Origin of the sequence: Sorangium sp. So ce327, assembly GCF_051530205.1 — a bacterium.
In the GTDB taxonomy this organism is placed as follows: Bacteria; Myxococcota_A; Polyangia; order Polyangiales; family Polyangiaceae; genus Sorangium; species Sorangium cellulosum_B.
Genome location: NZ_CP150330.1, coordinates 5,187,932 through 5,209,706, shown reverse-complemented (window position 1 = coordinate 5,209,706; position 21,775 = coordinate 5,187,932). Strand labels below are relative to the sequence as shown.

The window sequence follows — 21,775 nt, the reverse complement described above, 5'->3', positions numbered from 1 at the left end:
GTGAACCTCCGCCCCGGAGCCCGACCCCTCGCCGTCTTCTTCCTCGGCAGCTTCCTCGCCAGCGCCGCGTGCGGCGGCCCGCCCACGCCGTCCCCGATCGACGGGGAGCCGATCTGCCCCGATTTCGAGATCGGCGCGACGCGCGCGCACATGCGCGGGAGCCTTCGCTTCCCGGTCACGCTGACGGTGCGCGAGGGCAAGGAGCCGATCACCCGGACGACGCTCACCGGGCGCCGGTCCAAGGACGATCCGCCGAGCCGGATCCTCCTCTCCGATCAGGACGCCGAGTACGAGATCGAGTGGGCCCAGTGCGAGAACCAGCGCGCGCCCCGGACGCGCGTGGTGGCGCGCGAGTCGAAGGACGCCGCGGAGTACGCGTGCGGCAACGCGACCGTGTACAAGACCGACAAGCTCGTCACCCGGAAGGGCGACGCCGCGTCGCGCACGGTCCACTTCGCGGCGCCCCCGAAGTCGGAGTGCTGGGAGAGCGAGCTCCCGCCAGCGCCCGCGCCTCCCGCGCCTCCCGCTGCGCCCGACCAGCCGCCGCCGGACGCGGGCGCCGAGGCCGACGCGGGCGCCGCGCCGATGGACGCGGGCGCCACGCCGGTGGACGCCGGCGCGCCCCGCGACGGGGGCTCAGGCGGTGCTGCGAAGCCTCGCCGCGCGGGGGCCGCGGACGCCGGCACGACCCCGCCGGGCCCGTAGTTCCGCTAGAACATCGATTCACGTTGAAACCCGGAGAATTTTCACAGGGAGGCGGGGAGGCGGGGAGGAAGAAAAAAAATGAAGTTCTCCCTCTTGCCGTCTCTCGCTCCCCGCCTCCCCGACTCCCTGTGAAATTCCTGCTTTCTCTCGTGGTTTCACCCGTTTGTCGCCCTAGGGGCTGTTCCTCTACCTCATGAGGCGATCGGTCGGCGGGCTTGGCCGCCGGCGACACCCTAGCTGCCTTGACCCGTGTGCGACGCGGCCAAGCCTTCTCAGGCTCCCTCCGATCGCGCGATGCCCCCGGGAGAGGCGTCGTAGGCGAGCGGGCTCGGCACGAGAGGCACGCCCGGCGCCCATCCTCGAGGCAATGACGCCGAGAGCCGGCCTCGAGCTCCCGGCAGTGCCGCCTTTTCGCGCCCGCGATGCGGGCGATCTCGTGACCGATCAGGCGGCGCACGAGATCGTCGTTGCGCATCCCGAACACCGCATCATGGTCAGCGGGGCCGTGGGAGCGCCCATGGGCCCGGCGCGCCTCCATGGCCGCCTGGACCTCGGCGGCGCGCCGTCGCCGCGCCGCACACGACCGCTGTTCTCCGGGGCTCCCGTTCCCTAGAACGTGGTCCACCGGCGCTTTCACTCCGGCGCTTCCACCGTCCTTCCAACGTCCCTTTCCGCCCCGGATCCACACACCGTCTCATGTCCGCTCCGCCCATGCCACCGCCTCCGGCGCCCCGCCCGTCTCCTTCCGCTGATTCACACGAAAGCTCCGGTGACCCCCCCCGCGAGCCCTCTCCCCGCCTCGCGCCGCCCTCGTCGCGCGGCGGAGGGCTCGCGTCGCGCCTCGCCGAGCTCCAGGTGAAGCGGCCGGCGCTGCCGCTGCTCGCGACCGGGATCCTCACCGTCATCGCCCTCTTCCTGGCAACGCGGCTCCATGTGCTGACCGGGTTCGAGTCGCTGCTGCCGGCGTCGCGGCCCAGCGTGCAGGAGCTCGACCGGGTCGCGGCCAAGACGGCCGGCGTCTCCACGCTCTTCGTCGTGCTCCAGGGCGGCGAGGGCACGCCCACGGCAGCGCTCCAGCGGGCCGCGGACGCGCTCGTCCCGGAGATCGAGAAGATCGGCCCGCCGTGGGTCGGCAGCGTCGAGGACGGGGTGCACGAGGCCTACCGCTTCCTCTCGCCGCGCGCCGGGCTCTACGTCGACCGCGACAGGCTCACCAAGCTCAGGGACGACATCGAGGCGCGCTACGCTTACGAGGTCAACAAGGCGACGGGCGCGCTGCTCGACGACGACGAGCCGCCCCCCGAGGTGAGCGCCAGCTCGATCGAGCAGAGCCTCGGCCTCCAGGGGGTCGACACGGGGCGCTACCCCGACGGCTACTACCAGTCGAAGGACGGCAAGACCGTCGTCGTCGCCATCCGCTCGAAGGTGATGGCCAGCGATTTCGCCGCCGGATCCGAGGCGATCCGGCGCGTGAGCGAGGTCGTCGAGCGCGTGCGCCCCGCCTCGTTCGAGCCCGGGATCACCTACGGCCTCGCCGGCGATCTCCAGACCGGCATCGCCGAGTACGCGGCGATCAACGAGGATCTGACCGACGTCGGCGTCTCGGGCGCGGTGCTCATCGCCGCTGTCGTGTTCCTCTACTACCTGCGCCTGCGCACGCTCGTCGCCATGCTGATCACGATCGGCATCGGCGTCGCCTGGACGTTCGGCGCCACCCAGCTCGCGCTCGGCCACCTCAACATGGCCACCGGGTTCCTCTTCTCGATCGTCGCCGGCAACGGGATCAACTTCGGGATCATCTACATGGCGCGCTACCTCGAGGCGCGCCGCGGCGGCGCGAGCCTGCTCGAGGGCGTGCGCGTAGCCCACCGCGAGACCTGGCTGCCCACGCTCACCGCCGGCTGCGCGGCCGCGGCCGCCTACGGCTCGCTGCTCGTCACCGAGTTCCGCGGGTTCCACGACTTCGGCCTCATCGGCAGCGCCGGCATGGTGCTCTGCTGGGTCGCCACGTTCGTCGCGCTGCCGAGCATCCTCGCGGTGATGGACCGGATCGTCCCCCTCGAGCAGGAGTCGCCGGGCCTCCTCGGCAGGCTGCGGCGGCGCGCCCAGGGCGGCGTCGCGTTCGGCGCGCCGTTCGCGCGGCTCGCGTCGCGGAGCCCCGTCACGCTCACGCTCGCGGGCCTCGCCCTGGCCGCGGCCGGCCTCGTCGCCACGGTGAGCTACGTGCGCGCCGATCCGATGGAGTACAACCTCCAGAACCTCCGCAACGACGAGGGGGCCCGCGCGGCGCAGATCCGCCTGAGCTCGCTCGCGGAGGACATCACCGGCTACGTCGGCACCGACGGCATGGCGATCCTCGTGGACCGGCCCGAGCAGGTCGATCCGCTCCGCGCCGCGCTCTACGCGAGGCGCGACGCGGCGCCCGAGGGCGAGAAGCCGTTCAAGGAGATCTACGCGCTCCAGGATCTGGTCCCGCGGGATCAGGAGGCGAAGCTCCCGCTGCTCCAGGAGATCAAGGATCGCGTCCTCAGGGCGCGGAAGCGCGGCCTCGTGGGCGACGAGGACTGGCGCCGCATCCAGGCGGTCATCCCGCCGGACGATCTCGCGCCGTTCGGGATCGACGATCTGCCGGCGGGCGTGGCGCGCGCCTTCACCGAGACCGACGGGACGCGCGGGCGCATCGTGTACATCAGCCCGATCACGCCCGAGAGCGTGCACGACGCGCACTACCTCTTCCGGTGGGCGGACGCGTACCGCGAGACGCGGCTCCCCGACGGCAGCGTCGTGCGGGGCTCGGGGCGCGCGGTCATCTACGCGGACATGTGGGCGGCGATCATCGACGACGTGCCGCCGGCGGTGCTCTTCTCGCTGGCCGCGACGGTCCTCGTCGTGCTCGTCGCCTTCCGCGGCGGCCGCCCGGCGTTCGCGGTGCTCGGCGCGCTGCTCGTCGGGGTCTCGTGGATGGCGGGGCTGCTCGTGCTGATGGACGTGAAGCTCAACTTCCTGAACTTCATCGCCCTGCCGCTGACGTTCGGCATCGGCGTCGACTACGCCGTGAACGTCGTGCAGCGGTACGCGCGGGAGGGCGCCGGCGGCGCGCTCACCGCGGTGCGCGAGACGGGCGGCGCCGTGATCCTCTGCAGCCTCACGACGACGCTGGGCTACCTCGCCCTGGTCCGCTCGCAGAACTACGCGGTGCGGAGCCTGGGCGTCGCCGCGGTCATCGGCGAGCTCGCGTGCCTCTTCGCGGCCGTGCTGGTCTTGCCCGCGGCGCTCGTCTGGCGCGACCGGCGGCGCCCGAAGGGCGAGGAGGCCTTCCTCGCGGTCGGCCGCCCCACGACCTGAGCGCGCCCGGCGTGTGGTGCGCTCGGGCTGCCGCCGTGCCGCGATGTTCGCGGCGCGGCGGCAGGATCATGCAGCGCGGCGGCGCTTCGCGAAGTACGCCTTGATCGCCGCGACCTCCTTCGCGGTCAGCGCGACGATGGCCGGGACGACCTGCGCGGGATCGTGACCTGCCGCGACCCCGAACTCCCGTGGAAACTCGAGGAAGGTCTTGCCCGGCTCGGTCGTGACGCGCCGGAGCCGGTAGGTCCCGGTGTACCGTTCGATGCCGAAGATCTGCCCGTGGATCCGGTAGGTGACGGCGTGCTCGGTCTCGGAGCGCGCGACCACCTCCTCCAGCGAGCTCTCCCCCGAGACGAGCGTGAACGCGAACCGCGACGGCACCTTCTCCGCGGAGCCGCCCTCCACGTAGCCGTACTCCTTGACGTTGTCCCCGAAGACGACAGGGATGAGCTTCGTGATGTCACGGACCTCTTGCCAGACCTCCTCGATGGGGGCGTCCAGCACCGCCGAGTCGTAGACGTGATAAAGCGCGTCGATCATGGCTCCCTCCTCCCGATGCCGCGGGCGCGACACCGCCATGCGCGGCGGAGCGATGCTATCAGGGGATGTCGCGGCCTCTCGAGCGCGCCCTCATCACGGCGACGCGCGCTCGGAAAGTGCGAATCGCGCCGACGTGGACGGACGGCCCGGTGGTCGCGCGGCAGCAAACCCGAGCCCTGGCCGCCCTCAGCGGAGTCAATCCGTCGCGTACCAGTGGCTCGCGCGCGCTCCAGCGCACGCGATCCGTCGCAGACCCCCGTCGGCGGGCCCCTCGCGCTCACTCGACCCGTCGCAGACCCCCGTCGGCGGGCCCCTCGCGCTCACTCGATCCGTTGAAGACCCCCGTCGGCGGGCCCCTCGCGCTCACTCGATCCGTCGCAGACCCCCGTCGGTGGGCCCCTCGCGCTCACTCGATCCGTCGCAGACCCCCAGCGGCAGGCTCCTCCCAACGGTTGCGATCCGTTGAAGACGCCCGGCGGCGGGCCCCTCGCGCTCACTCGATCCGTCGCAGACCCCCGGCGGCGGGCCCCTCGCGCTCACTCGATCCATTGAAGACCCCGGCGGCGGGCCCCTCCCAACGGTCGCGATCCGTTGAAGACCCCCGGCGCCGGCTCCTCCAGCGGTTGCCGTCGGACTCAGGCAACCTGCTGCCATCCCATGCGGAGCCGCGGGGGCTCCACCTCGGCCCCGTGCGCTCGGCCGATGCCGCTCGCATCACACCGAGCGGCGGCGCTTCGCGAAGTGCTCCTTGATGGCGACGATCTCCTTCGCGGTGAGGGCCGCGACCGACGGGACGACCTTCTCGGGCTCCTGGCCCGGCGCGACGCCGAACTCCCGGGGCCACTCGAGGAACGTCTTGCCCGGCTCGGTCGTGATGCGACGGAGCCGGTACGTCGCGATGTACCCCTCGATGCCCAGAACCTGCCCGAGCAGCCGGTACGTGACGGAGTGCTCGGTCTCGGATCGCGCGACCACCTCCTCCACGGCCTTGTCTCCCGACGGGTGGAGCGTGAACTCGAAGCGCGACGGGATCTTCTCCGCCGAGCCGCCGTCCACGTAACGGTGGTCCTTGACGCCGTCACCGAAGACGATCGGCAGGAGCGCAACGATATCGCGGAGCTCTCTCCATGCCTCCTCGATGGGCACGTCGAGCACCGCTGAATCGTAGACGTGATATCTGGCTGCGAGCATCGATGGTCCTCCCGGCGGTGTCGCACGAGCGCGACGTCCTCCGGCGCATCGGCCGATGCTACCAGATCGTCCCGCTCCGCCGCGATCGCGCGCCCGTCACGGCGGCGCGCGCACATCCGCGCAGCAGCGGTGCGCTGAGCCTCACGACGACGCTGGGCCTCCTTCCCCTCGTCCGCGCAGGGCCGTGCCGTGGAGCGTCGCTGGCTCCAGCGCCCCGGCGGCACAGTGGAACGGCTCGTTCCCCCGCGGCGCCGCGCGGTCGGACGGAGCCCTGCGGGAGCGGCTTTTCTTGCCTTTTCCCGCGCGACCCAGCAGATCACGCGTTGCCATGGTCATGACGCAGCCGATGGAGCTCCTCTGCAAGAAGGTCTGGCACGGCTTCCGCGCTCCTCCGCTCGCGACCCCCATCGGCCACGGCCCGAACGAACCACGGGCGACCGAGAGGGGCCGCGATGCTTGAGAGGCTGGAGCTGCACGACACCGGACCGGCGCCCGCGATGGAGTTCGAGCTCGCGCCGCGGCTGAACCTCTTCGCGGGCGACAACGGGCTCGGCAAGACCTTCGTGCTGGATGTCGCCTGGTTTGCGCTGACGGGGACGTGGCCAGGGTACCCGGCCGCGCCGCGACGTGGCCCAGCTGTCAAGCCACAGATCGTCCGGGAGACGCGTGACGGGGAGGTCGTGCACCGCGTCTCATCGTCGTTCGACTTCGAGAAGCAGAACTGGCACACCGTCTATCCACCCGGTGCCTCCAGGCGCTCCGGTCTCGTCTTCTACGCCCGGGTCGACGGCAGCTTCTCCGTATGGGACCCGCTTCGACCCGCGGGGCACCTGCGATTCCCGCTCGGCGTGAAATCGTCGGGCCCCGTGCCGGGCTTCCACTTCACGCCCAGCCAGATCTGGAACGGGCTCACCGCGGACGACAGCGACGGCTCGGTGCTCTGCAACGGCCTGATCCGCGACTGGACGACATGGCAGCTCCGGCGAGACAGCACGTTCGATCTACTGACGCGCGTGCTGGAGGTCCTGTCACCGAGGCCAGGGGAGACCCTCCGCCCCGGGGCGATGACGGCCCGGGTCTCTCTTCACGACGTGCGCGACATCCCCACCCTCGACATGCCCTACGGCAACGTCCCCGTGGTGCTCGCGTCCGCCGGGATGAAGCGGATCCTCTCCTTCGCCTACCTCCTGGTCTGGATGTGGCGCGAGCACGTCGAGGCGGCGAAGCTGCGGAACACTTCGCCCGAACGGAGCATGATCGTGCTCGTCGATGAGGTGGAGGCGCACCTGCACCCCCAGTGGCAGCGTGTGATCCTGCCCGCGCTGCTCCGGGTCTCCCGCGAGCTCGAGGCATCCATCGAGACGCAGCTCTTCGTCACGACGCACGCGCCGCTGGTCCTCGCGTCCGCCGAGCCGCACTTCGACGAGGGGCACGATGCGCTCTTCCTGTTCGATCTCGACGGGGCGGAGGTCACCGTGTCGAGGCCCACGTGGAAGCCACGCGGGGATGCCTCGTCGTGGCTCACGTCCGATGTGTTCGACCTCGCGCAAGCGCGGTCCGTCGAGGCGGAGAAGGCGATCCTCGACGCCATGGCGGCGATGCGGCGGCCGGATCTGCCGATCGAGGACGCGAAGCGGATCCACGAGGAGCTGCACGACGTGCTCAAGGACACCGATCCCTTCTGGGCGCGTTGGCTCGTCAGGGCGCGGCAGGCCGGGCTCACGCCGTGATCCACGTCCCCCTCCGGCCCGAGCCCGCGCGCTTCGACGCGCTGGTCCGGCAGCCCGGCTTGCGCGCCCTCGCCGCGAACGCGGAGCCCCTGCCCCCAACCTGGCGGGAATGCCTGGACGATCTCCGGGACAGCTATCGCAGCGTCTGCGCCTACCTCTGCGTGCTCGTTCCGCGAGGCACCGGGGCACGATCCGTCGATCACGTCGCGCCGAAGTCGAAGCGTCGCGAGCTCGCCTACGAGTGGAGCAACTACCGCTTCGTGTGCTCGCTCATGAACGCGCGCAAACGCGATTTCGACGACGTCCTCGACCCCATGGAGATCCCTGACGGGTGGTTCGTCCTGGAGATGTCCTTCCTTCAGGTGCTCCCAGCGGAAGGCCTCCACGACGAGACGCGTGCGCGTGTTCAGGCGACCATCGAGCGACTGAAGCTCAACGACAAGGAGTGCATCGCCGCACGGGAGCTGTACTACACGGCCTACCTGGACGGCGGACTGACCCTGCAGCTGCTCCACGAATGGAGCCCGTTCGTCGCCCGAGAGGTGGTACGGCAGGGACTCGCCAGGCGGGAATGAAGCGCGGGCTCCGCGCGCCCTCACGGGGCCGCGCGCAGATCCGAGCAGCAGCGGACGCCTGTCGAGTAGTCGAAATACGTGAAGTCGTGCGACGCGACGCGCGCCATGCACCCCTCCCGGGTCGCGCGCGCGTAGAACCCGCCGACGAACGTCCCCTCCGGATCGTCGATCCACTCGTCCAGGTTGCCGACCATGTCGGCGATCGCGTCGTCCTCCCACGCGCTCGCGCACGTCGCGGTCTCGCCCGTTCGCCGCAAGAGCGGCGCCCCGGCGACGCGCACCAGGTTGAGCCGAGGGTCGCTGTGCCCGAGCGACACGTCGCGGTGGAGCACGCCGGCCGGGTGGTGCTCGCGGAACACGTTGCACCGCCCGTCCGCGTAGGTCGGCCCGTACGGGAACTGCTCGTCCCGCTCGCCGCGGCACGCCGTCCGCCACTCGTCGAGCGAGCAGAGCCGCTTGCCCGCGTTCCGGCACGCGAGCTCCGCCTGCGCGCCGGTCGTGTAGCCCTGCGGGAGCACGCCCCTGCGCGACACCGCGCGCGGCTCGAACTCGCGCTGCTTCTGCCAGCCGGGCAGGAGCGGCAGCTCCATGCGGCGCGCCTCGTCGTCCCCGAGCTGTAGCCGCATCTTCGACCACACGCGCTCGACGGACGCGGCCGCCTGGCGCGACGGCGGATAGAACGCCGAGATCTCGAGCCCCGTCTCCTTGTCGAGCAGCACCGCCTCGTAGCGATCGACGCAGAACCGGCGCGCGACCCGCACCATCTCCGGCGGACAGCGCGGCTCCACCGGCGGCGCGAGCGCCCTCGGCCCCGGAGGCGCCCCCACGAGCGGCGGCGCCACGTCCGGCGCCCCGGCCCCGGCGTCCGCCGCGCTGGTTCCCGCGTCCGCCGCGCTCGGCCCCGCGTCCGCCGCGCCGCGCTCTGGCTCCGAGCGGCAGCCCGCGAGCGCCGCGGCAGCGAGCGCCGCGGCAGCGAGGCGCCGGCAGGCGCGGGGCCGCGTGGAGCGCTCGGCGGATCGCGCCGGCATCGGGTCAGCAGATCGCGCCGGCATCGGGTCAGCGGATCGCGCCGGCATACGGGTCGATGGACGCGGGCTCGCGGCAGAAGAAGCGGCGGAGCACGAGGTAGTGATGGATCGGCAGGAGCCGCGTCTCCTCCTTCATCGACAGCCCCATCCGGCTGATCTCGGCGCCCGGGAACGGCGTCTTCGGATAGCAGCGGACGATCCCGGAGAGCGCCTCGTACTCGTCGAGCAGCCCGAGCACGTGCCCCACCTCGTGGGCGAGCACGGGCAGCGACCAGCCGGCCCGCATCGCGCTGAAGTACGGCGTCCTGCCGCACGTCGGCGAGAGCGGCACCGCGAGGTCGACCCGGAGCGCCCGCGCGCGCGCCTCGTCCGCCAGCACGAAGTCGAAGTCGTAGCGCACCGGCAGCCCGAAGGCGCGCGCGTCGCGGTTCCAGTACCCCTCGGCCTCGTCCGACCAGCGCGCGAGCAGCGCCCGGATCGCGGCCGGCGTCGCCCTCGCCGTGAACACGCCGGACCCCGGGCAAGCGTCCGTCGATCCCGAGCGCGCGTACGGCGTCCCGCGGCACGCGATCGCGCCCCCGAGCCGGGCGGAGAGCCCGCAGTCGGGCAGCTCGAGCCAGCCCGCGCCCTCCGGCGGGTCGACCGCGATGCGCACGTCGACCTCCCAGGCGCCGCCGCGCCGCCGCACGAGGTAGCTCATCGGGCCGAAGAAGAGGCCGTAGTGCGGCATCACCCCGGCGATCCGCCGCTCCCCCTCCGGCACGTCGCCGCGCGCCCCGGAAAAGACGCGGCGCGGAGCCGGCTGGCACAGGTACGCGTCCTTCGCGATCGCGTCGGCCAGGATGTCCCGGAACGTCGCTTCCCGCCCTTCGAGGACCGCGCCGCTCATCACCTCGAGCTCGGCGGCGATCGCCTCGACCGGGATCTCGCGCCCGGCGGCCGCATCACCCGCCGCGCTGCCCGCCGCGCGCGGAGCCCCCCCGCAGCCGGACGCCCCCAGCGAGAGCGCCGCGAGCACGGGGAGCGCCCCGCGACGCGGGTGGACGAGGACGCGCCACGGCGCCGGCGCGCCGCGCTGGACGCTTTGTCTTGCGCGTACCGTCCGAAGCGAGTTACGTCGTGCATGGAACGCTGCACGCTGGCCGCGCGCCCCAGCCGCAGAGGCTACGCCGCCGGACGCCGTGCGCGCAGGGGGGGCTCGCGTGGGCGTGGAGGTCAACCCCGCTCACTTACGGGGAGTTGAATGAAGAATCAACGCGTCCGAAGTGAAACCGTGGAACCGGCCGGGCGTAGTGACGCGTAGCCGATGGGCTCAGCGCGGTCGAGAGGCCGGCGAGACCCGACGGGCTCCAGCGTGCGGGCGCGCCATTCGGGCGAGGCGCGCGGTGGGCTCGGTGATCGCGACGAAGACGAGCGTGGAGGATCAGATGACGATCGACATGGGCAAGACGTTGGCGTTGACGGCGGTGTCGGGCATGGTGGCGGGCCTCGCGGGCTGCGCCTCGGCGCCTCCGCCCGCGCCCGAGACGGGCGCCGCCCCCGCGGCCGACGCGCCTCCGGCCGCGGCGCCGGAGAACGCCGCGAAGGCGTGCTGTGCCGGCAAGAACGAGTGCAAGGGCAAGGGCGGCTGCAAGAGCGACAGCCACGCGTGCGCCGGCCAGAACGAGTGCAAGGGCAAGGGCGGCTGCAAGCCGGCCGACTGCTCGTCGTAGGTTCGGCGCGCCCGGCCCGGCGGAATCCGGCGGATCCACGCGGATCCGCCAGATCCGCTGGGCCGTCTGGCCATGCCACGCGGAACCGCCGGATCGGCTGGATCGTGAGGCGCCGCGGCGCACCCCTCCACCCCTGAGCAAGGCTCGCGGTGAACCATGGTGAACCTCGAACGGATGCGGCTGGGACTCCCCGACCTCGGCGTCGGCGTCGGGCTGCGCATCCCGCACTACCGGCACATCTTCGAGCACCGGCCCCGGGTCGACTGGTTCGAGATCATCAGCGAGAACTTCATGGTCGACGGCGGCATGCCGATCGCCAACCTCGAGCGCGTCCTCTCGAGCTACCGCCTCGTCCAGCACGGCGTCTCGCTGTCGATCGGCAGCACGGATCCGCTCGATTTCGATTACCTGCGCCGGCTGAAGGCGCTGCTGGCCAGGGTGGGCTCGCCCTGGGTGAGCGATCACCTGTGCTGGACGGGCGCGCACGGGATCAACCTGCACGACCTGCTCCCCTTGCCGTACACCGAAGAGGCCGTGCGGCACGTCGCGGCGCGGGCGCGGGTGGTGCAGGACTTCCTCGAGGTCCGGCTCGCGCTCGAGAACGTGTCGAGCTACCTGACCTTCACGGCCAGCCGGATGAGCGAGTGGGAGTTCCTCTCGGCGATCGCAGAGGAAGCCGACTGCGGCATCCTGCTCGACGTCAACAACGTCTACGTCTCCTCGTACAACCACGGCTTCGATCCGGAGGCCTACATCGATGGCGTGCCGCACCACCGGATCGTGCAGTTCCACCTCGCCGGCCACACGCACCAGGGCGCGTACATCCTCGACACCCACAGCGATCACGTGGTCGACGCCGTGTGGGCGCTCTACCGGCGCGCCGTCGCCCGCGCAGGCGACGTCTCGACGCTGATCGAGTGGGACGACGACATCCCCTCGTTCGATGTCCTCGCCGCCGAGGCGGAGAAGGCGCGGGCGATCCGGCAGGAGGTGGCGCGTGCGCGCGCCGCCTGACCCCGCGCCCCCGGCCGGCCTCGCCGCCCTGATGCGCCAGCTCACCCGCATGTTCACGGCGGGCGCGCCGCTCCCGGACGACGCCGAGCTCGCCGGCCTGTGCCGCGAGCACGTCGCCGGGAGCGAGCGGCTCGCGCCCGCCGAGCAGGCCGACATCTACCGTCGGCAGTTCTGGCTGCGGCACAGGGACGCGCTCCGCGAGGACTACCCCGCGCTGGCGCACGTCCTCGGCGACGACGGCTTCGACGCGTTCGCGAGGGCCTACCTGGCGGCGCACCCGCCCGCGAGCTTCACGCTGCGCGACCTCGGGCGATACGTCGCCGATTTCGCGGGCGCGCACGAGGGGTTCCCCCCTGCCCTGCGGGATCTCGCGCGCGACGTGGCGCGGTACGAGCACGCCCTCGTCGATCTGTTCGACGGCGCCTCGCCCCCTCCGCTCGATCCGGCGAAGGTGACGGGCATGCCGGCGGACGGCTGGTCCACCGCCACGATCGTCCTTCACCCGCTGCTCGCGCTGGTGCGGCTCGGCCACCCGGCGCACGTCCTCCGGAGCGAGCTCAAGCAGGGCCGGTCGCCCGCGCTGCCCGCGCCCCGCCCCGTCCACCTCGCCGTGTTCCGCGGCGCGGATCTCACGATCCGCTTCGAGGAGCTCGAGCCGCCGGCGTTCGCGCTCCTCGAGGCGCTGGGGCGGGGGGTACCGCTCGTCCCGGCGTGTGAGGAGGTGGCGGCCGGAGCCCACGGAGCGGAGGCCTCCAGCGAGCCGCCGGGCGCCGGAGAGGGGGCGGGCGCGGCGCTGGCCGAGCGCGTCGGCGTGTGGTTCCAGCGATGGACGAGCTGGGGGCTCATCGTCGACGTCGTGCCGGGCGCCCGCGCTGAAGGCGGCTAAGATGGCGCGGTGACCACCATCGTCCAGCGCACGCTCGAGATCCGCACGAACGGCCGGGGTTTCGTCGATATCACGCGCGAGGTCGCGCGCGTCGTCGCCGACGCGGGCGTCGACGTCGGGCTCTGCGCCGTGTTCCTGCAGCACACGTCCGCGAGCCTCATCCTCCAGGAAAACGCCGATCCGGCCGTCCTCCGCGACCTGGAGCGCTGGATGTCCCGCCTCGCCCCGGAGGGCCGCGAGTACGAGCACGACGACGAGGGCCCCGACGACATGCCGGGCCACCTCAGGAGCGCCGTCACCCGCTCGAGCGAGGTGATCCCGATCTCCGGCGGCCGCCTCGCGCTCGGGACCTGGCAAGCCCTGTATGTCTGGGAGCACCGTAGTTCTCCCCACGCGCGCCGCGTGGTAGTGACCGTGACCGGCACCACAGCCGGGGGTTGAGTGGTATACTTTGCGGCGTTCGCGTACGGACGAGTACTGGATGAGCCCTGGATGAGCTCGGCGCCCCTCGGGGGTTGCTTGCCCGCCGCGTAAGGCAGGGCCTGCCCGGTCGCCAGCGCGCCACGCGATCCCCTCACCTTTCAGCGGAATCAGCGGGAAGAGAGCGATGAGCCTTCAGACGACGTTCATGGGAATCTTCGACACTGCCCGGATCTGCTTTCCGACCGTGGTGGACGCGATGATCGGGCGTGTGACCCTCGAGCGCTGCGATGAGCGGCTGGACTGGTGGGCGCGCAAGGTGCTCGAGGACGCGGACGTGGATCTGGTGGTGCGCGGGCGCGAGAACGCCTCGGGCACACGGCCGTTCGTCGTGATGTCGAACCACCAGAGCCTCTTCGACATCCCGGTGGTGTTCCGCGCGATCCCCGGCCGGCTCCGGATGATCGCCAAGAAGGAGCTGTTCAACGTGCCGATCTTCGGCCAAGCGATGAAGGCGGCGGGGTTCATCCGGATCAACCGGAGCGATCATGTCCAGGCCAGCGCGAGCCTGCAGGTCGGCGCGTCCATGCTGCAGGACGGGACCCGGGTCTGGATCGCGCCGGAGGGGACGCGGAGCAAGACCGGCGCGCTCCTCCCGTTCAAGAGCGGCGGCTTCCGGATGGCGATCGAGACGAACACGCCCATCCTCCCGGTGGCGATCGACGGCACGCGGCACGTGCTCCGGGCCAAGGATTTCGTTGTGCAGGAGCACCACCGGGTGGTGGTCACGATCATGCCGCCGATCGATCCTGCGCCCTACGGCGCCGGGGGCCGCAACCGGCTGATGCGCGACGTGAGGGCGGCGATCGCAGGGGCGCTCGGCCACGATCCTGGGCTGATCCACCGCGGCGCGGGCGTGGCGACGTCGGCGGCGTAGGGCGCCGGCCGGTCAGCTCGGAATCACTCCGCCCGCCGCTCGGATGCCTGCTCGCCTCGCTGGGCGGCGCTCTCCGGGGCGTCCGCCTGGGAGCGGTGCTCCTCGGGCGGAGACGGCCGGAGCGCCCAGGGGCTGTGCGCCGGCGCCGCCTCGCCGGCCGGAAGGTGCTCCGCCGTGAGCCAGCTCCAGAAGGCCTCGGCCCAGCGCGCGCCGCCCACCTCGTTGGGGTGGATCTTGTCCTTCTGGCGCGGAAGAGGGCCCGGCACCAGCGCGTCGGAGTCGAAGAAGCGGCACGGGGCCGAGTTCGTCCGGATCACATCGATGATGCCGGTGTCCTTGCGCCAGAGCGGCGGCGACACCCACACGCACGGGCGACCGCCGATCGCCTTGACGATGCGGCGGATCGCGCCGGCGTGGGCAGGCGGGTTGACGTTCTCCACCTCGTTGGCGCCCAGGCTGATGATCACGAGGTCCGGCTGGTAGTTCGCGACCAGGAGCTCCATCCTGGAAGCCCACGTCACCGTGTACGAGCTGGTCTCGGCCTTCACCGCGTAGCGCACGCGGTGCTCCTGCATCCGCGGGCGGAGCGCCTGCGCGAAGCCCGCCACCGCGAACGAGTCGCCGACGTGGAGGACCGCCGTGTTGGGCGGAACCTCGAACGCGGGCGGCACGACGGCCGGCGGCGCGGCAGCGGCCTCGGCCGGCGCGGAGGCCCCGGGCGAGCGGGCGGCGGCCGGCGCTGACGCCTCGGGCGGCGCCGCAGGCGCCGGCGCGGCCTCGGGGGATGGCGGCGGCGCCGGTGCGGCGCCGCACGCCATGCCCGCCGCGGCGACCCCGGCGAGCGCCCATCTCCTGACCCAGATCTCCCTGCCCATGCTCGCTCCCGACGCCGCGCGCGGCCTGGAAGAAGGGGCGCGGCGCGTCCTCTGGCGCTCCACGCGCGCCGCGCTCCTGCCTGGCCGCACGCAACGCCGCGCACTCTACGGCCGGCCGCGTCCGTACGGCAATCATTGAGCGAACGGCCCGCACGGCTTATTACATGCGCATGAGCTTCCGTCTGTTTGGAGTCTCGGTCGACGTCCAGCTCTGGTTCTGGCTCTCCGCCGCCCTGCTCGGGTACGGGATCCTGGCCAGTCAGCAGTACCAGCTGTTCCTCGTCTGGATCCTCGTGGTCTTCCTGTCGGTCCTGATGCACGAGTTCGGCCACGCGCTCGCCATCAAGCGGTACCGGATCGAGCCGGAGATCACGCTCCACTTCATGGGCGGGACCACGACCTGGCGCTCGCTCCTGCCCCTCGGGCGGCTCCAGCACGTGCTGATCAGCCTGGCAGGCCCCTTCGCCGGCTTCCTCGTCGCCGGGGTCCTTCACCTCGTGCTCAGCTATGTTCCGGCGCTCTACGCCCTCCCGACCCTGGTGCTGAGCGGGATGGAGATGCTCATCAAGGTCAACGTGTGGTGGGGTCTCCTCAACCTGATCCCCGTGCTCCCGTTCGACGGCGGCCACGTCCTCGAGCACGCGCTCGGCCCGAAGCGGGCCCGGCTGACGGCGGCCATCTCGGGCATCACCGCCGTGCTCCTCGCCATCTTCTTCCTGAGGGCGGGGTTCTTCTTCTTCTCGTTCATCCTCGTCATGTCCGCGTTCCAGAGCCTGCAGCGGTTCCGCAGCGAGCCGGCGGCGCCGTCGCCCTCCATGAACCGCCGGCGAGCGGAGTTTCAGGAGGAGCCGATGCCGCCCGAGACGGCCGTCCTGCTCCAGCGGGCGCGCCGGGCCGTGGAGGACGAGCGGACGGGCGAGGCGATGGCGCTCTCGGCGGAGGTGCTCGCGCAGTCGCCGGCGCCGCCGAAGCGCGCGCTCCGGGAGGCGCACGAGCTCATCGGCTGGTCGCACCTGCTCCTCGGCGACGCGAAGCGCGCGGGGGAAGCGCTCGCGCAGGCGCGCAAGCAGGGCGAGCCTGACCCGGCGCTGGTCGGGGCGGTGCACCTCGCGCTCGGGGAGCTGAAGCAAGCGCGGAAGGTGCTCGAGGCGGCCCGGGAGGCCGGCGACGACCGGAAGGAGGTCGCGGGCCCGCTGATCCGGGTGCTCGTGGAGCAGGGCGAGGTGGCGCGGGCCGCGGCCGTGGCGCTGGACATCGTGGAGCAGCTCTCGGAGGACGACGCGCGGAGGATGGCGGAGATCGCGTTCGAGCGCGGCGCGTTCGACTGGTCGGCGCGGCTCTACGAGGCGATCTTCCGCCGCGTGGGCCTCGGCCAGGACGCGTACGACGCGGCGCGCGCGAGCGCCAAGGACGGGAACCTCGAGGGGGCGCTCGAGCTGCTCCGGCGCGCGGTGGAGGCCGGGTTCTCGGATCGGGCGCGGGCGTGGTCGGACTCGGCGCTCGAGGCGCTCCGGGGCTCGGCGCTCGAGGCGGTGCTGCCGCGCCCGTGACCGGCTAGGCTGCGCCGCGTGCGCATCCAGGTGCCTTTCCTTCGCGTGGGGCCGATCGAGGTCCCTCCCCCCGCCTACCAGTCCGAGGGAGCCGTCGGGCTCGATCTCTGCGCGGCCATCGAGGCGCCGGTCACGCTCGCGCCCGGGGAGCGGAAGCTCGTGCCCACGGGCTACGCGGTCGCCCTCCCCGATGGCCACGAGGGGCAGGTGCGGCCGCGCTCGGGGCTCGCGCTGCACCACGGCGTCACCGTGCTGAACAGCCCCGGGACGATCGATCCGGACTACCGCGGGGAGATCAAGGTCGTCCTGATCAACCTCGGCGCAGCGCCGTTCACGGTGCACCGCGGCGATCGGATCGCCCAGCTCGTGATCTGCCCGGTCGCCCTCGCCGACGTGGTCCTGGTCCCCGCGCTCGCGCCGACGGCGCGCGGCGCGGGCGGCTACGGATCGACGGGCGTGCGGCGCGAGGAGCCCTAAAGCGACAAACGGGTTGAAACCCCAAGAAAGAGCAGAAATTTCACAGGGAGGCGGGGAGCGAGAGACGGCACGAGGGAGAAATTCATTTTCTTCTTCCTCCCCGCCTCCCCGCCTCCCTGTGAAATTTCTCCGGGTTTCAACGTGATCGGCGCTAGCGGTCCGATGAGAACAGCCGGAACACCGCGATCCCGATGCCCAGGACCACGAGGCCCACCGCGACGTGGAAGAGCCCGATGGGGCCCACGCCGCCGATGGGGCCCACGCCGATGCGCTGGCCGCCGAAGAGCAGCGAGGCGGCCGCGAGATCGAGGAGGGTGATGACGACGCCCGCGCCGGCGAGCCGCACCGGCAACGCGAACATCGCCATGAGCTCCCCGGTGCTCAGGCTGGGGCGCGCTGGCGCGCGCTCCATCATCGGGGGCGGCATCCTCGACGGCGCATAGGACGGCCGCGCGAAGGGCGCGGGCGCGGGAGGAGACCAGTCCAGCGCGAGCGGCACGACCGGCTCGGTGGGGAGGCTGTGCGGCGGCAAGCGGCCGCCGCCGCGCTCCGGCAGGTGGAGCTCCCGAGCCGTCGCCTCCGCGAACGCCGTCGGCGCCGCGAGGGCGGTGCCCTGGAGGAGATCCTGCGACCGCGTCGATCCCGGCGACGAGGGCGATGCGGGCAACACCGAGGAGCGGCCGCGGGCGGCGGCCGGCGTGTGGCTCCGGCTGGGCACCGCGATCGGCGGAGCGCTCCGCGGCAGCCCGAGCGCCTGCTCGACCTCGTCCCAGAACGCCCCGATGTCCCGGAAGCGCTCGCGCGGATCCACGGCCAGCGCCCGCCGGAAGGCGGCCTCCAGCGCGTCGGGCACGAAGATGCCCTCGCTCCTCGGGGTGGGGCGGCGCTTCTCGTCGAGCACCGTGCCCATCATCGCCACGTGATCCCCGCCGATGATCTCACGGCCGGCGAGCGCCTCGACGACGGTCACGGCGAGCCCCCAGACGTCGGTCCAGGGGCCCGTCTTGCCGAAGCGCTTCGGCGCCCACTGCTCGGGCGCCCCGTAGGCGGGCGTGAACGCCGTCGAGAGGCCGCCCGACGTGGTGGCGGTCTGGCCGGCCATGACCGTCGCGGCGTCGCGGGCGCGGGCGATGCCGAAGTCGAGGATCTTGACGACCTCCGCGCCGTGGATCTGGGCGAGGAAGATGTTCGCCGGCTTGAGATCGCGGTGCACCACGCACGTGGGGCCGCTCGGCCCGGGGAAGTGGTGCGCCGCCTCGAGCGCGCGCGCGACCGGCGCGAGCAGCCGGATCACCTCCCCCGGCGCGAGCAGCGGCGCTCCCATCGCCGCGCGGGAGGCGATGTGGCTCGCGAGCGTGCGGCCCTCGAGCCACTCCAGCGCGATGAACGGCACGAAGGCGCCAGTCGCGGTCGAGATCACGTCGTGGTGCAGCGGCCTGACGACGGCAGGGATCGCGGCCGACAGGCGGAACAACAGTTCCGCCTCCTCGCGAAATTTTTCAAGAAACTGCACGCGCAGCTGCTCGGGCAGCGTCGCCGGGACCTTGAGGCACTTCAGCGCGACCGGCGCTCGAAACGCCTCGTGGTACGCCCGATAGACGACGCCGAACCCCCCCTCGGCGACGACCCGCTCTACCTTGAACGCCCCCTGGGTCGTGCCGACGATCCCGAACACATCATCGGCCATCCGCCGGAGGGTACACGAGCTCGACGAGGCTTCGAAAGGGCGCGGATGAAGGGGCGATGCACGGACCGTGCTCGCACCCCCGCCCACCCGCCCAGGTCCCGAGGCGCGCCACCCGCCCCGGCGCCACCTCACCCCCGGCGCCACCGACCGTCCGCCCGGGCCACACTCGGTGGTCCGTTTTACGCCGCATCGCGCTAGGCTGGCGCCCATGCCGCCGCGTCGCCGCGAGGTCGATCGACCTCTTCGCAAAGAAGTTCGCCTGCTTGGACGCCTGCTCGGGGAAGTGTTGATCGAGCAGGAGGGAGAAGAGCTCTTCGCCATCGAGGAGCGCATCCGCACGCTCGCCATCCGCCGGCGGCGCGGCCCCAACGACGGCCGCGCGCACGCGGCCGCGGAGCTCAGCAAGCTGCTCGCGGAGCTGCCCCACGATCGCCTCGAGCCCGTCATCCGCGCGTTCACCGTCTACTTCCGGCTCGTCAACCTCGCGGAGCAGCACCACCGCATCCGCCGCGCGCGCGCGTACGCGACGGATCCCGGCGCGCGGCCGCAGCGCGGCTCGCTCGAGGCCGCGATGCACACGCTCAAGAAGGCCGGCGTGCCCGCGGAGCGCGTGCGGGCCGCGCTCAGGACGCTCGACGTCACGCTCACCTTCACCGCGCACCCGACCGAGGCGGCGCGGCGCACCGTCCTCGAGAAGCTCTACCGCATCGCGAAGAACCTCGAGCAGCACGATCGCTGCCAGCTGACGCCCGACGAGTCGGCGAGCAAGCTCGCCGAGATCCGCGAGGAGATCACCGCGCTCTGGCAGACCGACGAGGTGCGCCGCGATCGCCCCACCGTCGGCGACGAGGTGAAGAACGTCGCCTGGTACATCGAGGAGATCCTCTGGGATCTGCTCCCCGATCTGCCCGCGGCGATCGGGCGCGCGTTCGAGGCCGCGTACGGCGAGCCGCTGGACGCCGAGATCGTGCCGCTCCGGATCCACTCGTGGGTCGGCGCCGACATGGACGGCAACCCGTTCGTCGTGCCCGCCGTGCTCGAGGACGCGCTGTTCGCCTACCGCATCCGCGGGCTGCGCCGGCTCATCCGGGCGGCGCGCGACCTCGGCGGCGCGCTGTCGCAGTCGGTCCGGCACGTCACGCCGCCGCCCTGGCTGCTCGCCTCGATCGAGGAGGACGCCGCGGCGATGCCCGAGGTGTCCGCGCACTTCGGCCCGCGCACCGAGGGCGAGCCGTGGCGCCGCAAGCTGCACTTCATCGAGGCGCGCCTCACCGCGACGCTCGAGCACGCGGAGAACGGCCGCGCGGAGGCGCGCGCGCGCTCCGGGCAGGGCCCCACGCGCGAGGGGCGCGCCTTCGTGCGCCCGGAGGAGCCGACGCTCGCGATCCCCTACCGCGAGCCCGCGGAGCTCGAGCGCGATCTCGCGGTCGTCGCCGACAGCCTGCGCGCCGCGCGCTGCGCGAGCTCCGGCGAGCGGCGCGCCCGCGGGCTGCTCTCGCAGGTGCGCGCGCTGGGGTTCGCGCTCGCGGAGCTCGAGATGCGCGCGCCGGCCGAGGACGCGCGCGCTTCTGCCGCCTGCCTCGCGGAGGGCCGGGTCGAGCCGGCGCAGATGACGCCCGAGGCGCGCCGCGTGTTCGAGGCGCTCCAGCGCATCGCCGCGGCGCAGCGCGACGGCGGCGAGTCGTCCTGCCGCACCCTCATCCTGTCGATGACCCAGAGCGAGCACGACGTGCTCGCCGCGCTCGCGAGCGCGAAGGCCGCCGGGCTGTGGGACGAGGCGCGCTCGTGCGCGCGGATCGACGTCGTGCCGCTGTTCGAGTCGCTCGGCGCGCTGAACGACAGCGCGAGGATCCTGCGCGCGCTGCTCGCGCACCCGGAGTATCGCCCGCACGTCCTCGCCCGCGGCGTGCAGGAGGTGATGATCGGCTACAGCGACTCCGGCAAGGAGGTCGGCCTGCTCGCGGCGAGCGCGGCGCTCCGGCGCGTGCAGGAGACGCTGCCGAAGATCGCCGCCGAGGCGGAGCTGCCGCTCCGCGTCTTCCACGGCCGCGGCGAGTCGGTGGCGCGCGGCGGCGGACCGGCGCACCAGGCGCTGCTCGCCCTGCCGGCCGGCAGCGTCGGCGGCCGCTACAAGGCGACCGAGCAGGGAGAGGCGCTCGACCACAAGTACGCGCGTCCCGAGCTCGCGATGCGCACGCTGGAGATCATGCTGAGCGGCGTGCTCCTGCACACGCTGGGCGCGCAGCCGCGGCCGCCCGCCGCGTCCGAGCTGCGCTTCGCCGCGGCGTTCGACGAGCTCGCCGAGACGGGCCGGCGCGCCTACCGCGCGCTCGTCTGGGAGGAGCCCAAGTTCGTGGAGTTCTTCACGGCCGTGACCCCGATCGACGAGATCGCGCGCCTGCCGCTCGGCTCGCGCCCGAGCAAGCGGCGCGCGGGCGGCCTGGAGTCGCTGCGCGCGATCCCGTGGGTCTTCGCGTGGACCCAGAACCGGGCCATCCTCCCGGGGTGGTACGGCGTCGGCAGCGGCCTGGAGGCCATGGGCCAGCGCCCCGAGGGCGCGGAGCTGCTGAAGGAGATGATGGCGTCGTGGCCGTTCTTCCGGGCGGTCATCGACAACGTCGAGATGGTGCTCGCGAAGGCCGACATGACGATCTTCGCGGGCTACGCGGAGCTCGCGCCGGCCGCCGCGCGCAAGGCGGTCGCGCCGCGGATCATCGCGGAATACAAGCGGACGCGGTCGTGGCTCAAGCGGCTCACGGGCAACCGGCGGCTGCTCGAGGGCAACCCGACGCTCCAGCGGTCCATCTCGCTGCGCAATCCTTACGTCGACCCCCTTTCATTCCTGCAAGTCGAGCTCCTGCGGGCGAGCCGCGGCGGGGACACGGGGCGCGATCGCTCGCTCCTGCTCACGCTGAACGGCATCGCCGCCGGCATGCGCAACACGGGGTGAACGGCGCGCCTTCGGCGCCGCGCGCTCGCTCGACGCCGCGCGGCGCGGCGCGCTCGCTCGACGCCGCGCGGCGCTGTCGTCCAACGCCCGGCGTCGTCAAACAACGAGCGCGAACGCGTGACAATCGCTCAGCCAACCTCGTCGTCGCGTGGT

At 72.6% G+C, this 21,775-nt stretch carries 17 protein-coding genes and 1 pseudogene; 12 read left to right on the top strand and 6 right to left on the bottom strand.

The features are described 5' to 3' along the window. Positions 1–705 carry a hypothetical protein gene (locus WME95_RS19515; RefSeq protein WP_437909850.1) on the top strand — a complete coding sequence of 235 codons (705 nt, stop codon included), beginning with the start codon at positions 1–3 and terminating at the stop codon, positions 703–705. Between the two features lie 855 nt (positions 706–1,560). Further along, positions 1,561–4,050: an efflux RND transporter permease subunit gene (locus WME95_RS19510; RefSeq protein WP_437909849.1), complete on the top strand. Its 2,490-nt coding sequence runs from the start codon at positions 1,561–1,563 to the stop codon at positions 4,048–4,050. 66 nt (positions 4,051–4,116) lie between these two features. On the opposite strand, the gene WME95_RS19505 is transcribed toward WME95_RS19510, so the two are convergent. Beyond that, on the bottom strand, positions 4,117–4,590 hold the full coding sequence (locus WME95_RS19505; protein ID WP_437909848.1) for an SRPBCC family protein: 474 nt from the start codon (positions 4,588–4,590) through the stop codon (positions 4,117–4,119). A 714-nt stretch (positions 4,591–5,304) separates the two neighbouring features. Beyond that, positions 5,305–5,781 carry an SRPBCC family protein gene (locus tag WME95_RS19500; RefSeq protein WP_437909847.1) on the bottom strand — a complete coding sequence of 159 codons (477 nt, stop codon included), beginning with the start codon at positions 5,779–5,781 and terminating at the stop codon, positions 5,305–5,307. A 452-nt stretch (positions 5,782–6,233) separates the two neighbouring features. Between WME95_RS19500 and WME95_RS19495 the strand changes: the two genes are divergently transcribed. Together WME95_RS19495 and WME95_RS19490 are read left to right on the top strand one after the other, a co-directional pair. Further along, positions 6,234–7,511, top strand: coding sequence for an AAA family ATPase (locus WME95_RS19495; RefSeq protein ID WP_437909846.1), 1,278 nt, complete (start codon positions 6,234–6,236; stop codon positions 7,509–7,511). Next, on the top strand, positions 7,508–8,086 hold the full coding sequence (locus WME95_RS19490) for a hypothetical protein (RefSeq protein ID WP_437909845.1): 579 nt from the start codon (positions 7,508–7,510) through the stop codon (positions 8,084–8,086). Before WME95_RS19495 ends, WME95_RS19490 begins: the two co-directional genes overlap by 4 nt. A 20-nt stretch (positions 8,087–8,106) precedes the next feature. On the opposite strand, the gene WME95_RS19485 is transcribed toward WME95_RS19490, so the two are convergent. Both WME95_RS19485 and WME95_RS19480 read right to left on the bottom strand, forming a co-directional pair. Continuing rightward, positions 8,107–9,114 carry a hypothetical protein gene (locus tag WME95_RS19485; protein ID WP_437909844.1) on the bottom strand — a complete coding sequence of 336 codons (1,008 nt, stop codon included), beginning with the start codon at positions 9,112–9,114 and terminating at the stop codon, positions 8,107–8,109. A 28-nt stretch (positions 9,115–9,142) separates the two neighbouring features. Continuing rightward, positions 9,143–10,132, bottom strand: a complete 990-nt coding sequence (locus WME95_RS19480) for a hypothetical protein (RefSeq protein WP_437909843.1) — start codon at positions 10,130–10,132, stop codon at positions 9,143–9,145. A gap of 376 nt (positions 10,133–10,508) precedes the next feature. On the opposite strand from WME95_RS19480, the gene WME95_RS19475 reads away from it, so the two are divergent. The 5 genes from WME95_RS19475 (at position 10,509) to WME95_RS19455 (ending at position 14,083) form a co-directional block, all read left to right on the top strand. After that, on the top strand, positions 10,509–10,826 hold the full coding sequence (locus tag WME95_RS19475; protein ID WP_437718391.1) for a hypothetical protein: 318 nt from the start codon (positions 10,509–10,511) through the stop codon (positions 10,824–10,826). Between the two features lie 156 nt (positions 10,827–10,982). Further along, positions 10,983–11,840 carry an MNIO family bufferin maturase gene (bufB, locus tag WME95_RS19470; protein ID WP_437909842.1) on the top strand — a complete coding sequence of 286 codons (858 nt, stop codon included), beginning with the start codon at positions 10,983–10,985 and terminating at the stop codon, positions 11,838–11,840. Continuing rightward, positions 11,824–12,726 carry an HvfC/BufC family peptide modification chaperone gene (locus tag WME95_RS19465; RefSeq protein WP_437909841.1) on the top strand — a complete coding sequence of 301 codons (903 nt, stop codon included), beginning with the start codon at positions 11,824–11,826 and terminating at the stop codon, positions 12,724–12,726. The genes bufB and WME95_RS19465 overlap by 17 nt, the downstream gene beginning before the upstream one ends. A 9-nt stretch (positions 12,727–12,735) precedes the next feature. Beyond that, a complete protein-coding gene (locus WME95_RS19460; protein WP_437909840.1) occupies positions 12,736–13,167 on the top strand; it encodes a secondary thiamine-phosphate synthase enzyme YjbQ in 432 nt (143 codons plus the stop codon). Between the two features lie 166 nt (positions 13,168–13,333). Then, complete coding sequence (locus WME95_RS19455) at positions 13,334–14,083, top strand: lysophospholipid acyltransferase family protein (protein WP_437909839.1); 750 nt, start codon at positions 13,334–13,336, stop codon at positions 14,081–14,083. 23 nt (positions 14,084–14,106) lie between these two features. Here WME95_RS19455 and WME95_RS19450 read toward each other — a convergent pair whose 3' ends face one another. Then, positions 14,107–14,958: an SGNH/GDSL hydrolase family protein gene (locus WME95_RS19450; protein ID WP_437909838.1), complete on the bottom strand. Its 852-nt coding sequence runs from the start codon at positions 14,956–14,958 to the stop codon at positions 14,107–14,109. A 170-nt stretch (positions 14,959–15,128) separates the two neighbouring features. On the opposite strand from WME95_RS19450, the gene WME95_RS19445 reads away from it, so the two are divergent. Both WME95_RS19445 and dut read left to right on the top strand, forming a co-directional pair. Further along, positions 15,129–16,508, top strand: a complete 1,380-nt coding sequence (locus tag WME95_RS19445) for a M50 family metallopeptidase (RefSeq protein ID WP_437553612.1) — start codon at positions 15,129–15,131, stop codon at positions 16,506–16,508. A gap of 18 nt (positions 16,509–16,526) precedes the next feature. Then, positions 16,527–16,985 (top strand): dUTP diphosphatase, encoded by a 459-nt coding sequence (dut, locus tag WME95_RS19440; RefSeq protein ID WP_437767805.1) that lies wholly within the window; start codon positions 16,527–16,529, stop codon positions 16,983–16,985. An 805-nt stretch (positions 16,986–17,790) separates the two neighbouring features. Here dut and WME95_RS19435 read toward each other — a convergent pair. Beyond that, a pseudogene (locus WME95_RS19435) lies at positions 17,791–18,672 on the bottom strand (serine/threonine-protein kinase); the annotation flags it as partial. A gap of 208 nt (positions 18,673–18,880) precedes the next feature. Between WME95_RS19435 and WME95_RS19430 the strand changes: the two are divergent. Further along, positions 18,881–21,622: a phosphoenolpyruvate carboxylase gene (locus WME95_RS19430; RefSeq protein WP_437553608.1), complete on the top strand. Its 2,742-nt coding sequence runs from the start codon at positions 18,881–18,883 to the stop codon at positions 21,620–21,622. The last annotated feature ends 153 nt before the right edge of the window (positions 21,623–21,775 follow it).

What these genes read in the sequence shown, in the direction of transcription:
- bufB (WP_437909842.1), top strand. Translation starts at nt 10,983, where the DNA reads ATGGTGAACCTCGAACGGATGCGGCTGGGACTCCCCGACCTCGGCGTC.
- WME95_RS19495 (WP_437909846.1), top strand. Translation starts at nt 6,234, where the DNA reads ATGCTTGAGAGGCTGGAGCTGCACGACACCGGACCGGCGCCCGCGATG.
- WME95_RS19455 (WP_437909839.1), top strand. Translation starts at nt 13,334, where the DNA reads ATGAGCCTTCAGACGACGTTCATGGGAATCTTCGACACTGCCCGGATC.
- WME95_RS19500 (WP_437909847.1), bottom strand. Translation starts at nt 5,781, where the DNA reads ATGCTCGCAGCCAGATATCACGTCTACGATTCAGCGGTGCTCGACGTG.
- WME95_RS19485 (WP_437909844.1), bottom strand. Translation starts at nt 9,114, where the DNA reads ATGCCGGCGCGATCCGCCGAGCGCTCCACGCGGCCCCGCGCCTGCCGG.
- WME95_RS19505 (WP_437909848.1), bottom strand. Translation starts at nt 4,590, where the DNA reads ATGATCGACGCGCTTTATCACGTCTACGACTCGGCGGTGCTGGACGCC.
- WME95_RS19445 (WP_437553612.1), top strand. Translation starts at nt 15,129, where the DNA reads ATGAGCTTCCGTCTGTTTGGAGTCTCGGTCGACGTCCAGCTCTGGTTC.
- WME95_RS19450 (WP_437909838.1), bottom strand. Translation starts at nt 14,958, where the DNA reads ATGGGCAGGGAGATCTGGGTCAGGAGATGGGCGCTCGCCGGGGTCGCC.
- WME95_RS19430 (WP_437553608.1), top strand. Translation starts at nt 18,881, where the DNA reads ATGCCGCCGCGTCGCCGCGAGGTCGATCGACCTCTTCGCAAAGAAGTT.